The sequence below is a fragment of the Natrinema sp. CRL1 genome (genome assembly GCF_059162405.1).
Genome location: NZ_JBLVOY010000005.1, coordinates 143577 through 157150, shown reverse-complemented (window position 1 = coordinate 157150; position 13574 = coordinate 143577). Strand labels below are relative to the sequence as shown.

General features: G+C 61.9%; 13 protein-coding genes. All 13 read left to right on the top strand.

Annotated elements, in window-relative coordinates; translation table 11 throughout:
• The first annotated feature begins 65 nt into the window (after positions 1 to 65).
• A complete protein-coding gene (locus tag ACJYUO_RS17430; RefSeq protein ID WP_494346608.1) occupies positions 66 to 1250 on the top strand; it encodes an ABC transporter substrate-binding protein in 1185 nt (394 codons plus the stop codon).
• The gene (locus ACJYUO_RS17425) at positions 1251 to 2393 is read left to right on the top strand and encodes an ABC transporter substrate-binding protein (protein ID WP_494346607.1); all 1143 of its coding nucleotides are present in this window, start codon (positions 1251 to 1253) and stop codon (positions 2391 to 2393) included.
• On the top strand, positions 2394 to 3581 hold the full coding sequence (locus tag ACJYUO_RS17420) for an ABC transporter substrate-binding protein (RefSeq protein ID WP_494346606.1): 1188 nt from the start codon (positions 2394 to 2396) through the stop codon (positions 3579 to 3581).
• Positions 3582 to 4751: an ABC transporter substrate-binding protein gene (locus ACJYUO_RS17415; protein ID WP_494346605.1), complete on the top strand. Its 1170-nt coding sequence runs from the start codon at positions 3582 to 3584 to the stop codon at positions 4749 to 4751. It begins immediately after the preceding gene.
• Positions 4748 to 5926, top strand: a complete 1179-nt coding sequence (locus ACJYUO_RS17410; protein ID WP_494346604.1) for an ABC transporter substrate-binding protein — start codon at positions 4748 to 4750, stop codon at positions 5924 to 5926. Before ACJYUO_RS17415 ends, ACJYUO_RS17410 begins: the two co-directional genes overlap by 4 nt.
• The gene (locus ACJYUO_RS17405) at positions 5923 to 7116 is read left to right on the top strand and encodes an ABC transporter substrate-binding protein (RefSeq protein ID WP_494346603.1); all 1194 of its coding nucleotides are present in this window, start codon (positions 5923 to 5925) and stop codon (positions 7114 to 7116) included. Before ACJYUO_RS17410 ends, ACJYUO_RS17405 begins: the two co-directional genes overlap by 4 nt.
• Positions 7113 to 8312 carry an ABC transporter substrate-binding protein gene (locus tag ACJYUO_RS17400; protein WP_494346602.1) on the top strand — a complete coding sequence of 400 codons (1200 nt, stop codon included), beginning with the start codon at positions 7113 to 7115 and terminating at the stop codon, positions 8310 to 8312. Before ACJYUO_RS17405 ends, ACJYUO_RS17400 begins: the two co-directional genes overlap by 4 nt.
• Positions 8313 to 8314: 2 nt before the next feature.
• A complete protein-coding gene (locus ACJYUO_RS17395) occupies positions 8315 to 9496 on the top strand; it encodes an ABC transporter substrate-binding protein (RefSeq protein WP_494346601.1) in 1182 nt (393 codons plus the stop codon).
• Entirely contained in the window at positions 9497 to 10681 is a 1185-nt protein-coding gene (locus ACJYUO_RS17390) for an ABC transporter substrate-binding protein (protein WP_494346600.1), read from the top strand.
• The gene (locus tag ACJYUO_RS17385; RefSeq protein ID WP_494346599.1) at positions 10682 to 10855 is read left to right on the top strand and encodes a hypothetical protein; all 174 of its coding nucleotides are present in this window, start codon (positions 10682 to 10684) and stop codon (positions 10853 to 10855) included.
• A 9-nt stretch (positions 10856 to 10864) separates the two neighbouring features.
• On the top strand, positions 10865 to 11998 hold the full coding sequence (locus ACJYUO_RS17380; protein ID WP_494346598.1) for an ABC transporter substrate-binding protein: 1134 nt from the start codon (positions 10865 to 10867) through the stop codon (positions 11996 to 11998).
• Positions 11995 to 12906 (top strand): NAD(P)/FAD-dependent oxidoreductase, encoded by a 912-nt coding sequence (locus ACJYUO_RS17375; protein ID WP_494346597.1) that lies wholly within the window; start codon positions 11995 to 11997, stop codon positions 12904 to 12906. The genes ACJYUO_RS17380 and ACJYUO_RS17375 overlap by 4 nt, the downstream gene beginning before the upstream one ends.
• Positions 12907 to 13124: 218 nt before the next feature.
• Positions 13125 to 13481: a metal-dependent transcriptional regulator gene (locus tag ACJYUO_RS17370; protein ID WP_494346596.1), complete on the top strand. Its 357-nt coding sequence runs from the start codon at positions 13125 to 13127 to the stop codon at positions 13479 to 13481.
• Positions 13482 to 13574: the final 93 nt, after the last annotated feature.

The window sequence follows — 13574 nt, the reverse complement described above, 5'->3', positions numbered from 1 at the left end:
GCTCTTGATTTAGGTCTGCCTAATAATCGGAGCGTTTATTATGTTTTAGGCAAGCCTAAAAGGTGATGGGAGACAAAACGAGAGGCAACGGCCCGACACGGCGAGATTTCGTGACATACGGTGGCACGGCCGTCGGAAGCGGACTGCTGGCGGGTTGTTCGGAGGTAATCGATCGCGGGAAATCGGAATCATCGGCGGAGACGGAGGGGGAATCCTACTCGGTGACGATGCCGCCGATGGGGGATGTCGAGTTCGACTCGGTTCCGCAGTCGTACATGTCCTACCGCGTCACCCACGCGGACATGGGGGTCGCTCTCGGTGTCGGCGACAGGTTGCAGGCGGTCTACAATCTCGGACAGTACCCCTTCGAATTCTACGACGAACTGCCGGGCGTCGATATCGATGTCGACTCGCTCTCGGAAATAGAAGTGAATTCGGACTACGAAGCCGACAAAGAGTGGTTCTACGAGATGGACTGCGACGTCCATCTGATGGACCCTGAATACCTGTCGCAGTGGCTGCTCACGCCCGACGATGTCGACGAAATAACGCGGAACGTCGGGCCGTTTTTCGGTCACTACGCGCGTCGCCGGATCGGCGAGGACCGCGACTATCCGTTCCTCTCGCTGTACGACATCTTCGAGCGCGTCTCGAGGGTGTTCCAGCGCGAGGACCGATACGCCGCGTTCGAAGCGCTTCACGACGAATTCATCGGCGGTCTCAAGGAGGAGCTTCCGCCCGAGTCCGAGCGCCCCTCCGTCGGGCTCGTCGCCACCGGACCCGAAATGGTACAGAACGACGAGTTCGGCGCGTACCACATCGATCCCGGCTACGGCAAAAAGCAGTACATCGACCTCGAGGTGAACAACGCCATGGAGGGAGTGGTGCCCGAAGACACGTCGTACGCGCAGGTCGATTACGAGACGCTTCTGGATGCCGACCCGGACATACTGATGATCCACAACGGAATCATTGGAACCGATTCTCGCGAGGACTTCATCGAACGGGTGATCGATCCGATGCGAGAACACGCTCTCGGAAACCAGCTCACCGCGGTCCAAAACGGCGATGTCTTCCGCGGCGGCAACAACACGCAGGGGCCGATCACGAACCTCTTCCAGACGGAGGCGGCCGCAAAACAGCTGTATCCCGATCTTTTCGGGGAATTTCCCGGATTCGGCCGAGTGTCCGACGAAGCCCAGCTCTTCGACCGCCAGCGCGTTGCGGATATCATCAACGGAGAGTACTAAATGGGTCACGAGAACACGCAGACGACGGCCGCACCGACGCGCAGAGACACGATCAAGTACGGCGCGGCGCTCGCAGCCGGCGTATCCCTCGCGGGTTGTTCGGAACTGGCTGGACAGGACGGAGAGCCCGGCTCGTCCGCCGGCGATACCTACTCCGTGACGATGGAACCGGTCGGTACCGTCGAACTCGCGTCCGTCCCGGAATCCGTCGCCACGTTCACCCCGGACTACATCGATATGATGGTCGCGCTGGGACACGGCGATGCGGCGGAGTCCGTCTGGTACCAGAATCGGTACAAGTCGATGCACTACGACGAACTGGACGGCGTCTCCATACAGACTGACGGCCTCACGCCGATCTGGAACGACGGCATCTCGAAGGAGTTGTTCTACGAACTCGACGCCGATCTCCACCTAATCGATCCGCACTCCCTGACCGACTGGATGGGCGAGTGGACGCAGGACGATATCGACGAGATCAGGGAGGCTGTCGCACCGTTCCTCGGTAACTTGATCTTCCGACGGACGGACGATTGGCACGACTACCGTTACTACTCGCTCTACGAGGCCTTCGAGACGGTCGCGGAGGTCTTTCAAGAGCGTGACCGGTTCGAGCAACTCGAGTCGGTCCATCAAGAGTTGGTTGCGGACGTCGAGTCGCGACTGCCGGCACCAGAGGACCGCCCCGAGGCCGTGCTCCTGTTCGCTGGCGAGGAACCCGAGACTTTCAGTCCGTACCGGCTCTCCGGCGAGGGCGCGAACAAGGAACACTTCCGGACGCTCGGATTGACCGACGGCTTTTCCGGAACCGGCATCGAGGGGTACTCGGGGTCGGAATCCCTCGACTACGAGGCGCTTCTGGAGGTCGATCCCGACGCGCTGATTCTCAGGTATCACGGCAACAAGAGCCGCGAGGAGTTCGAGAACACGATCGTCTCGTACCTGCAAAATCACCGCCTCGGGAGCGAACTGTCCGCCGTCCAAAACGAGATGGTGTTTCGCGGGAGCCCGATTTACTGCGGCCCGCTGCACAACCTCTTCATGATCGAGCGATACGCGACGGGACTCTTCCCGGAAGCGTTCGCGGAGGATCGACTGTTCGACCGCCAACGGGTTGCGGATATCGTCAATGGAGAGATCTAAATGAATCGCAAGAACACGGAGACGACGGCCGTACCGACGCGCAGAGACACCCTCAAGTACGGCGGGACGCTCGCCGCGGGAAGTCTGCTAGCCGGCTGTTCGGAGCTGGCCGGCCAGGACGACGGCGTCGCGGGAACCGACGGTCAGGGTGCGTACGAAGCTTGTATCGAACCCGTCGGCTGTCTCTCCCTCGAGGAGGTTCCGGAGAGTTGGATGGCGCTTACGGGTCCGTGGGCGGATATGGCCGTTGCACTCGGCCAGCGCGATGGGTTTCGGCCCGCCGGATGGTATCCAGAGTCGTACTTCTACGACCGCGTCGGCGTGTCGATGCCGACGGACGTTCCGAACCCGCTGGCCGGGGGCGGCTGGGACAAGGAGTTGTTCTACGAACTCGATCCGGATATCATCCTCTGTGACCCGAACTATCTCCACGGAACCGGTTTCGACGACTCGTGGGACGAGTCCGATACCGAGGAGATCGGAGAGACCGTCGCCCCGTTCTTCGGGAACAACATCGTTCGCCGACGCGAGTTCCACGACTACGAACTGTACTCGCTGTACGAGGCGTTTGATCGGTTGGCCGATGTCTTCGACGAGCGCGAGCGGTACGAGGCGTTCGTCGACGTTCACGACGACCTCTGGGCCGAGATCGACTCGGAATTATCGGGCGACCGCGACCGCCCCGAAATCGGACTCATCAATTTCGGATCCGACCTCGAAAGCGGCGAGTTCGCGGCGATGACGACTGATTCCGAGGGCCTCGAGATGAAGCAGTATCGCGACCTCGGCATCAAATCGGCGTTCAGCGACGAACAGACGGACGGCATGCTCGACTACGAGGCGATGGCCGATATCGACCCCGAAATCATCGTCGTCCATGGCGGCGTTCGCCTCACGGACGAAACCGGCGAGTTCTCCGCAAGCGCGTTTCACGACCAGTTCGTCGCGCCGCTTTCGGACCATCCGATCGGTCGCCAACTCACCGCCGTCGAGAACGACGCCGTCTACCCGGGCCCGTACTTCCAGCAGGGGCCGATCGTGAGCCTGTTCCAGACCGAACTCGTCGCGCGCCTGCTCTACCCCGAGACATTCGGCGCGTTCGATTCTGACCGATTCCCGGATGTCCCCGAAGACGAGCAGCTGTTCGATCGCCAGCGCGTTGCGGATATCATCAACGGAGAGATCTAAATGAGTCACAAGAACACGAATACGACAGCGGCACCGACACGCAGAGATACGCTCAAATACGGCAGCGCACTCGCGGCCAGTACCGTCCTTGCGGGCTGTTCGGAACTGGTTGGACAGGAGGGAGATCAGGGGACCGAGACGACCGAGAACGAGTCGTACTCGGTGTCGATGGAACCGATGGGAACGGTCTCGTTCGATCAGGTTCCCGAACGCTGGGCCGCATACGACGGCGGCTACGCCGATATGGCTGTCGCACTGGGGCAGGCCGACGGATTGGCCGGCGTCGGCGGCGCGGACCGGTACTATACCTACGTCTACGACGAACTGCCCGGCGTCTCGGTCGATCAAGACGTCCTCGAGCAGTATCCGGAGGTCCGGACCAAAGAGGAGTTCTACGAACTCGAGAGCGATGTTCATCTGTACGACCCCCAGATGCTGGTCAACTGGTTCGACTGGGGCGAGGGAGACGTCGACGAGATCGCGACGAACGTCGCGCCGTTCGTCGGGAACCTGATCTTTCGGCGCTCCGACGACTGGCACGACTACCGCTACTACACGCTGTACGAAGCCTTCGAGAAAGTTGCCGAGGTGTTCCAACAGCAAGCGCGCTACGAGGCCTTCAGCGACCTCCACGACGAGTTCATCGCGTCGATACAGGATCGACTCCCGCCGAGCGATGACCGACCGGATGTTTTCCTCACGTTCGAGGGGACCGAAGAGCCGGAGACGTTCTCGCCGTATCGGCTCGACGATGCGGGGACGAGCAAGAAACAGTGGCGCGATCTCGGTGTCCACGACGCGCTCGCGGAGACGGACATCGACAACCTCAGCACCACGAATCGCGGTGAACTCGACTACGAGAACTTACTCGAGATCGATCCCGAGGTAATTCTCGTTCGCGGGCACGAACGAAAGTCCGCCGCGGAGTTCCGGGATGTCGTTCTCGACTACATGCAGAGCCACCCCGTCGGGAGCGAACTCTCCGCCGTCCAGAACGGGCGCGTCTACCGCGGCGGCTACCTCAATCAGGGCCCGATTCACAACCTCTTCCTAACCGTGCGAGCGGCGAAGCAACTGTTCCCCGACGAGTTCGGGGACGTGACCGGCGACGACCAACTCTTCGACCGACAGGCGGTCGCGGACATCATCACCGGAGAGTTCGAACGATGAGTGACAATACCGACAGCACGACCGGAGATCCGACGCGCAGAGACGCATTGAAATACGGCAGTTCGCTCGCGGCCGGCGTTGCCCTCGCGGGCTGTTCGGATCTGGCTGGGCAGAGCGACGGCGACGAGACGGACGGAAGCGAGTCGTACACGGTGTCGATGCCACCGATGGGCGAGGTCTCCTTCGACGCCGTGCCCGAGACGTGGATGGCGTACTTCAGCACCTATGCCGACATGGCTATCGCGCTCGGTCAACTCGACGGCCTGCAGGGACTCATTTACACGGAGAACTGGCCGAGCGCGTTCTACGACGCGCTTCCGGGCATCGATGTCTCGTTCGACGACGTTCCGCAGCTCATGAGTGAGGGCGGAATCGATAAGGAGACGTTCTACGACCTCCAGAGCGACGTCCACCTGTTCGATCCGAACTTCATCAGCGTCCTTGATGACAGCTGGGAATCGGCGGATTTCGATGAAGTCGCGACCGGCATCGGCCCCATCGTCGGCAACTCGATTCGTCGTCGCGGCGACGACTGGCACGACTACCCGTACTACTCGCTGTACGAGGCCTTCGACGTAATCGCCGACGTCTTCCAACAGCGAGAGCGATACGAGGCGCTCAACGAGATTCATGAAAACCTCCTCTCGGAAATTCAGTCCGAACTACCGCCGAACGAGGAACGACCGACCGTCGGACTGCTATCGATCAACTCGAACTTCGAGAAGGGTGCGTTCTATGCCTATCCGGTTCACGACGGGAACGGACATAAGCAGTACCGGGACCTCGAGATGCGAGGCGCGTTCGACGACGAGATCGACGGGAGCTACGCGGAGTGGGACTACGAACGGCTCCTCGAGATCGATCCGGACGCGCTGCTGTTCCAGTATGGGTTTTCTCACGTCTCGACCGAACAGTTCGAGCAGCGAATGGATGCCATGCGCGAAGACCCGGTCGGCAAACGGCTCACCGCCGTCCAGAACGATCGGCTCTACCGCGGTGGAACCTCCTATCAGGGACCGATCATCAATCTGTTCCAGACCGAAGCTGCCGCAAAGCAGTTCTACCCCGAGACGTTCGGAGAGTGGAACGGTCTCGAAACACTGTCGAACGGCGATGAGCGCCTCTTCGACTACGATCGCGTTGCGGACATCATCACCGGAGAATTCGAACGATGACGGATGACGACGCGGTTCGACACGAGGCGGTGACGCGACGAGACACCCTGAAGTACAGCGGCACGGTCGTCGGCGGCGGGCTGCTGGCGGGCTGTTCGGAGTTGGCCGGACAGAGCGAACCGGGTTCGTCCGACGAGTCGGACGGTGCCTACTCGGTAACGATGGCTCCCGCTGGCGAGATCACGCTCGAGCGGCCGCCGGAGAACGTTCTCACGATCCTTCCGCATCACGCGGACATGGCGCTTGCAGCCGGCCACGGCGACGCCGTCTCGTCGATGCTGTACAACCCCGAGTACAACGACACGATCTGGAACAAGTTCCTCGAGCGGCTCCCGGGCGTCTCCGCGGAATGGGCCGACCTCCCTGGTACGTGGGATCCGGACAAGGAGTTACTCTACGAACTCGAGAGCGACCTCCATCTGGCCGATCCAGCCTATATGACGACGATGGGTGGCTGGAGTACCGAGGACATCGAGGAAATCGGGGAGACCGTCGCCCCGTGGTTCGGGAACACGTTCAGTAACGCGAACAAGGAGCCGCCGGCCGAGTGGGCCGACGGCTACGAGTACTACACGCTCTGGGAGATCTTCCAGCGGGTCGCACAGGTCTTCCAAGCGGAGGCGCGGTACCAGGCGCTCGCCGACGTTCACGCCGAGATGCTCGCGACCATCGAAGCGGAGCTTCCGCCCGAAGACGAGCGACCGAGCGCAGCGATGATCATCCTCAATCAGTCCGAGGACAGCATGTACGTCTACGCGCTGAACGGCCCCGGTTTCCTGACGGCCCACACCCGCCCCCTCGGCGCGACGGACGTCTTCGCTGACGTAGCGACCGAGTCGACGGTCGACTTCGAGGCGCTCATCGAGGCCGACCCCGATGTCGTCCTCTGTCTCGCGGGGATGTCCGAATTCAGGCACGTATCGAAGACTCGAGAGCGACTCGCGGACGATTCGACGACGGCGTCGGTCTCGGCCGTCGAAAACGATCGCATCTACACGCAGGGTGGGCGGAATCAGGGACCGATTATGAATCTCTTCCAGACCGAAATGGCGGCCAAGCAACTCTACCCCGATGTATTCGGGGAATGGCCGACCTACACCGAAGGGCCGTATCCGGAGATTCCCGAGGACGAACAGCTGTTCGACCGGCAGGACGTTGCAGACATTATCAACGGTGATTTCGGCGCATGAACGGTGACAATGACGGCACGATCGACGGATCGACGCGCAGAAACGTACTCAAACACGGCGGAACACTCGCGGTCGGGACGGCCCTCGCGGGCTGTTCGGAATTAGTCGGGCAGAGCGAACGGAGTGACGGAAACAGTGACGGAGCGCTCCCAGACTCGTGGACGGTACGGATGGAACCCCGAACGGAGGTTACCTTCGAGTCCGTCCCCGAATCGGCGGTTGTCTACCGGGCGGATTATGCCGACATGCTGATCGCGCTCGGACACGGAGACGCGCTCGTCGGGATGCAAGATTCCCAGAGCCTCCCGACGGCGTTTCTCGAGCAACTTCCGGGCGTCTCCGTCGATTCCACAGGGATCACCCAGCTTCGGCAGGGCGGCGAGTACGACAAGGAAATCTTCTACGAAATCGACGCCGATCTCCACCTCATCGACCCGAATAACGCGAAACACTACTTCGACTTCACCGAGGACGACATCGCGGAACTGGGGACCGCCGTCGCACCGTGGCTCGGGAGCTTCATCCGCCGTCCGCAGGCGGAAATCGGGCCGGGATACCCCCATTATACGCTGTACGAGGCGTTTGAGAAGGTTGCCGACGCGTTTCGGGAACGCGAGCGATACGAGACACTCGCGGCGATATACGACGATATGCGTTCGCGAATCGAAGCCGAACGGCCGCCGGCAGACGAGCGACCGAGTGTCGGACTCGCGTACCTCGTGCCCGGCGAAGACTACGTCGGTTCCGGAACCTTCTACCTCAACGACCCGACGCAGCCGGGAATGGCGATGAAACAGTACCACGACCTCGGTGTCGAGGACGCTTGGGCGGCCGCCGGTGTCGACGCCGACGGAAGCGTTGGCTACGAGACGCTGCTCGAGGCGGATCCGGACGTGATCATCGCGCACAACGCGTTCGGGTACACCGACTCGGAAGCACAGTTCGAGTCCGAGGTCGTCGACGTAATGCGGTCGGACAGCCTCGGGAGCGAACTCACCGCGGTACAGAACGGTCGCGTCTACCGCGGCGGTAAGAACGTCCAAGGGCCGATCACCAACCTCTTCCAGACCGAAGTGGCGGCAAAGCAATTGTATCCCGAGACGTTCGGCGAGTGGCGAGGGCTGGGCGAGATACCCAAAGCCGAACAGCTGTTCGACCGCGAGAAGGTTGCTGACATCGTTAGCGAGGCGATCTGATTATGCGTAATACAAACGATACGGAAACGTATAGCGCACCGACACGCAGAGAGACGCTGACGTATGGGGGTGCGCTCGCAGCCGGGACCATCCTCGCGGGCTGTTCGGAGCTGGCTGGACGGGAGACGACAGCAGGGTCGGATTCCGACGACGGGTCGTACTCCGTGACGATGGCACCGGCAGGTACTATCGAATTCGAGTCGCCCCCGGAATCCGTGTACACTGACTTGACCCATCACGCCGGGATGGCCCTCGCGCTCGGCCGAGGCGACGCCGTCAACGCAACCTGGGGTGGGGACCGCTTCGGTCCGATCTGGAACAACTACCTCGAGCGCCTCGAGGGCGTCTCGGTCGAGTGGAGTGACCTCCCGAACTCGTTCAATCCCGACAAAGAACTCTTCTACGAACTCGAGAGTGATCTCCATCTCGCGGATCCAGCATACCTGACCTGGATGGACTCACTCGATAGAGACGATGTCGAGGAGATCGGATCGACGGTCGCGCCCGTCTTCGGCAATACCTTCAGTAATTCCCACGGGACCCCTCCCGAGGAGTGGGCTAATCAGTACGAGTATTACACACTCTGGGAAATTTTCGAGAAGGTCGCACAGGTCTTCGGAGCCGAGGAGCGGTACGATGCCTTGGAAGCAGTCCGTTCCTCCCTGCTCGAACGTATCGTCGAGCGTCGTCCGTCGACAGCTGATCGCCCGTCGGCAGCGGTTATCCAGCCGTTTCAGGGCTCTTTCTGGGTGTACCACCTCAACGAGCCGGGGTTCCTGTACTCACACACTCGACCGCTCGGCGCGACCGATGCGTTTGCGGATGTCTTGGACGGCAGCGGGCAGGTCGATTACGAGACGCTGCTGGAGCAGGACCCGGACGTGTTACTCGTCACCGGTATGATGGGGCAGTCCGGAATCGAAGCGGTTCGGAACACGCTTACAGACGATCCGGTCGGTCGACAGCTTACGGCGGTCGAAACTGATCGCGTCTACGCCGGCGGAGTTCGAAACCAGGGACCGATTCTGAACCTGTTCCAACTCGAGATGACGGCAAAGCAGCTCTATCCCGATGCGTTTGGTGACTGGCCCACGTACGTGGATGGCCCGTATCCGGAGATCCCCCGAGACGAACAGCTATTCGACCGCCAGCGCGTTGCGGACATCATCAACGGAGAACACTAAATGAGTGACAACAGCGATCGCACGACCGAAACCCCGACACGCAGAGAGACACTGAAATACGGCGGCGCACTCGCGGCTGGGACCGTCCTCGCGGGCTGTTCGGAGCTCGTCGGACAGAGCGAGAACGGGGACGCCGGATCCGGCGACGGCACCTATTCGGTGACGATGGCTCCGATGGGCGAGGTATCGTTCGACTCGCCGCCCGAGAGTATATTCACGCGGCTGACCCACCACGCCGGGATGGCCTTCGCCCTCGGTCGCGGCAACGATGTCAACGCGATGCACGCACCGGAGTACTACGACAAACTGTGGAATCAGTTCACGCCACGACTGCCTGGGGTGTCGCTCGACTGGACCGGGTTGTACTCCTCGTGGGAACCGAGCAAGGAGAAACTCTACGATCTCGAGAGCGACGTTCATCTCGCCGATCCGGCGAGTGTCAACGCCCTCGATAGCTGGAACGCTGAAGACGTCGAGGAGATCGGCGAGACTGTGTCTCCGTGGTTCGGAAACAAGTTCAGCGACAGACACGACCAGCCGCCGTCAAATTGGGCCGACCGCTACGAATACTACGACCTCTGGGAGATGTTCGAAAAGGTCGCAGCCGTCTTCCAAGAGGAGCAGCGATACGAGGCGCTCGCGGAGATCCATACGTCCCTGTTGGACACGATCGAGGCGAATCTGCCCCCGAACGAGGAACGTCCGACCGTCGTCATGGCAGGGATGAGCGATATCGAGAGCATGTACGCCTACACGCTGGACACGCCCGGATTTCTGACGGCGCACGTGCGCCCGCTCGGCCCAATTGGCGCGCTGGGCGAGGACACCTCCTCGGGCGACGTGATCGACATGGAAGTGCTGCTCGAGGCCGACCCGGACGTGCTCTTCTCGCTGGGCGGGATGCATCCCGACACGGATCTGTCCGGAATTCGATCGTCGCTGCAGGACCACTCCGCCGGCAGCAGGCTCTCGGCGGTCCAAAACAATCGCGTCTACCCGCAGGGAGCCCGCTATCAGGGGCCGATCCTAAACCTGTTCCAGTTGGAGATGACCGCGAAACAACTCTACCCCGACGTCTTCGGCGAGTGGCCGACCTACACCGAGGGGCCGTATCCGGAGATTCCCGAGGACGAACGGCTGTTCGACCGGCAGGAAGTCGCCGACATCATCACGGGGGTGCAGTGAATGCGCGCTCGAGAGTGGGCGATCGCCGGTGCCTTCCGTGAACCCGAAGCGTACGACATCCCCGACCTGCCGTCGTGGCGCGTCCGCCGCAGTGAGTCCGGCGGACTCTCCTTCGCCGACGGGGACGACGAGCCGTTCATCGCCGCCGACCACCCAGTAGTAGTTAAACGTTAACAATACACTATGAGTGACAATTCCGATAGCACGACCGAGGAACCGACACGCAGAGACACGCTGAAGTACGGCGGCGCTGTGGTCGGCGGCGGGCTGCTCGCCGGCTGTGTGGCTAGCCCGGAGGACGAAACGAGCGAAACGGACGGATCGTACTCGGTGACGATGGAGCCCGTCGGCACCGTCGAGTTCGACGAGGTTCCCGAAACGTGGTTCCCGTACACGGGCGATTACGCGGACATGGGCGTCGCGCTCGGACAGGGCGACGGACTCTCGGCCATCGGCATCCGCGCCCGGTTCGCCTCACACCTGTACGAGGAACTCCCCGGCGTCTCCGTCGACGGAAGCGAACTTACCGAACTCTATCAGGACGGCACCGGCAAAGAGATCTTTTACGAACTCGATGCCGACGTTCACCTCATCGATCCGAACTTCATGGAGAATCGCCTCCAGTGGGAGCGGGCCGACGTCGACGAGATTCGAGACGCCGTCGCGCCGTTCGTGGGGAACACGATCTTCTCGCGTGTCTACGACTGGCACGACTACGCCGACTACACGCTGTACGAGGCCTTCGAAAAGATCGCACAGGTGTTCCAAGAGCAGGCTCGCTACGAAGCGTTCGCGGCGTATCACGACGAGGTGCTCGCGGATGTCCAAGCGCGCCTTCCGAACGAAACCCCGACCATCGCGGTTCTCTACCCGGAGGGAGTCCCGCCGGAATCGTTCTATCCGTACCTGATCGGCTCCGGGACACAGTCCAAACACTGGAACGATCTAAACGTCGAGGATGGTCTCGCCGAGAACGGTGTCGTGGATACGCAAGCCGGCGGGGGTACCATCGACTACGAAACGCTGTTGGAGATCGATCCGGACGCCCTCGCGATCAGGATGCAAGGCGAGATCACCCAGGAGTATTTCGACGCCGAAATCGTCTCGCATCTCGAGAACCACAGCGTTGCGAGCGAGCTTCAAGCGGTTCAAAACGACCGTGTCATCTACGGTGGCCTGACCTACCAGGGACCGATCATCCACCTGTTCCAACTCGAGCGGGCGGCTCGTGGACTGTATCCCGACGAGTTCGGAGGCGAACAGCTATTCGACCGCCAGCGCGTTGCGGACATCGTTACCGGTGAATTTCAGCAATGAGTGCGAGCGACACGAGCCACACGGACGCAGCGTTCGATCACGACGTCGTCGTCATCGGCGGGGGTCCCGCCGGATGCTCGGCGGGCATTTTCACCGCCCGGTACGGGCTGGACACGGTCATTTTCGACCGCGGACGATCCTCGATCCAGCGGTGTGCCGTTCTCGAGAATTACCTCGGCTTCCCCGCAGGGATCGACATCGAGACGCTGTACGGGCTGATCCACGACCACGCCGAAGAGGCCGGCTGTGAGATCGTTCCCGATCTCGTCGAATCGCTCGAGCGCGCCGAGGGCGGCGACGGGTTCGTCGTCGGCGTTCAGGAGGGAGAGCCGGTCACCGCTCGCCGCGTGATCGCGGCCACACGTTATGACGGCGAGTACATGCGCGGACTCGACGACGAGGCGGCAATGTTCGAGACACACGAACACGACGGCGAAGAACACGAACACTTCGACAAGGGGTACGCCGAAGGCGACGGGACGACGCCGGTCGAGGACCTGTTCATCGCGTCACCGTACGGAGCCACCGGCTACCAGGCGAGTATGGCCGCCGGACGCGGGACGCGGGTCGCGATCACCGTCGTCGAGGCCGTTCGGCGGGACCGGGGCTATCCCGAAGCCGTCGCGAATTATTATGACTGGATGCGCCCGGAGGCGGAACTCGACGAGGAGTGGAGCGACCGCGATCGATGGCGGGCGTATTTTGACGACCGACTGCCCGACGACCACGACCTCGAGGACGAGCGACGCCGCGAGCTCCGCGAACGGGAAGTCGATCGTCGACTCGAGACCTACCTCTCCGACGACGAGATCGACGCTCGCGTCGAACGCGGCCACGAGCGACTCCTCGAACACGTCGATGACGACCTGATACTCGAGGCGGCGCGCGAAATCGAGGCCGAGGACTGATTCCGGAGTGATCAATGGCTCTCCCTGTAAACACACCCCCAGAGCCCGACCGTGTGCCGAGTCTCACCGTCGCGGAGGCGAGTGAGAACGAGCAGGAGCCGCTCGAGCGCCTCGCAAAACGACGGCCGTTTCCGAGCACCGCATCGGTCCTGCTGATGGGGATTCGCTCGGATAGTCCCGTCACTACGACTCGAGACCGGGTATCGATTCAGTCATAAATGACCGGTGCTCCCCAATACCTGCTCGCTCTCTCCCTCGCCGAACGGCGCGACTCACCGCCGGTGTCTCCCGGCCACGTCGCCGATGTGGTCGACCGCTCGCCCGCGGCGACGACGGAGATGCTCCAACGACTCGAGTCCAGAGGGCTGGTGACGTACGAACCCTACGAGGGAGCGACGCTTACCGCTGCGGGACGGGATGCCGCCGACGAACTCTACGAAACCTACACCACTCTCTCGACGTTCTTTCACGAGGTACTCGATCTCGACGAGTACGAGCGCGAGGCGATGGAACTGGCGGGAATAGTCAGCCCGGTCGTCGTCGAGCGACTCGAGTCGGCCCTGCTCGCCGAGTGAGGCGTTTCGGGACAGCCGTCAGAACGGCTCGAGACGATACGGGACTCGTGATTGCCCGTCGACACATCGGCTGAGACGGCACCGTCTCGTTAG

What these genes read in the sequence shown, in the direction of transcription:
- ACJYUO_RS17425 (WP_494346607.1), top strand. Translation starts at nt 1,251, where the DNA reads ATGGGTCACGAGAACACGCAGACGACGGCCGCACCGACGCGCAGAGAC.
- ACJYUO_RS17385 (WP_494346599.1), top strand. Translation starts at nt 10,682, where the DNA reads ATGCGCGCTCGAGAGTGGGCGATCGCCGGTGCCTTCCGTGAACCCGAA.
- ACJYUO_RS17375 (WP_494346597.1), top strand. Translation starts at nt 11,995, where the DNA reads ATGAGTGCGAGCGACACGAGCCACACGGACGCAGCGTTCGATCACGAC.
- ACJYUO_RS17400 (WP_494346602.1), top strand. Translation starts at nt 7,113, where the DNA reads ATGAACGGTGACAATGACGGCACGATCGACGGATCGACGCGCAGAAAC.
- ACJYUO_RS17430 (WP_494346608.1), top strand. Translation starts at nt 66, where the DNA reads ATGGGAGACAAAACGAGAGGCAACGGCCCGACACGGCGAGATTTCGTG.
- ACJYUO_RS17380 (WP_494346598.1), top strand. Translation starts at nt 10,865, where the DNA reads ATGAGTGACAATTCCGATAGCACGACCGAGGAACCGACACGCAGAGAC.
- ACJYUO_RS17420 (WP_494346606.1), top strand. Translation starts at nt 2,394, where the DNA reads ATGAATCGCAAGAACACGGAGACGACGGCCGTACCGACGCGCAGAGAC.
- ACJYUO_RS17370 (WP_494346596.1), top strand. Translation starts at nt 13,125, where the DNA reads ATGACCGGTGCTCCCCAATACCTGCTCGCTCTCTCCCTCGCCGAACGG.
- ACJYUO_RS17390 (WP_494346600.1), top strand. Translation starts at nt 9,497, where the DNA reads ATGAGTGACAACAGCGATCGCACGACCGAAACCCCGACACGCAGAGAG.
- ACJYUO_RS17415 (WP_494346605.1), top strand. Translation starts at nt 3,582, where the DNA reads ATGAGTCACAAGAACACGAATACGACAGCGGCACCGACACGCAGAGAT.
- ACJYUO_RS17405 (WP_494346603.1), top strand. Translation starts at nt 5,923, where the DNA reads ATGACGGATGACGACGCGGTTCGACACGAGGCGGTGACGCGACGAGAC.
- ACJYUO_RS17410 (WP_494346604.1), top strand. Translation starts at nt 4,748, where the DNA reads ATGAGTGACAATACCGACAGCACGACCGGAGATCCGACGCGCAGAGAC.
- ACJYUO_RS17395 (WP_494346601.1), top strand. Translation starts at nt 8,315, where the DNA reads ATGCGTAATACAAACGATACGGAAACGTATAGCGCACCGACACGCAGA.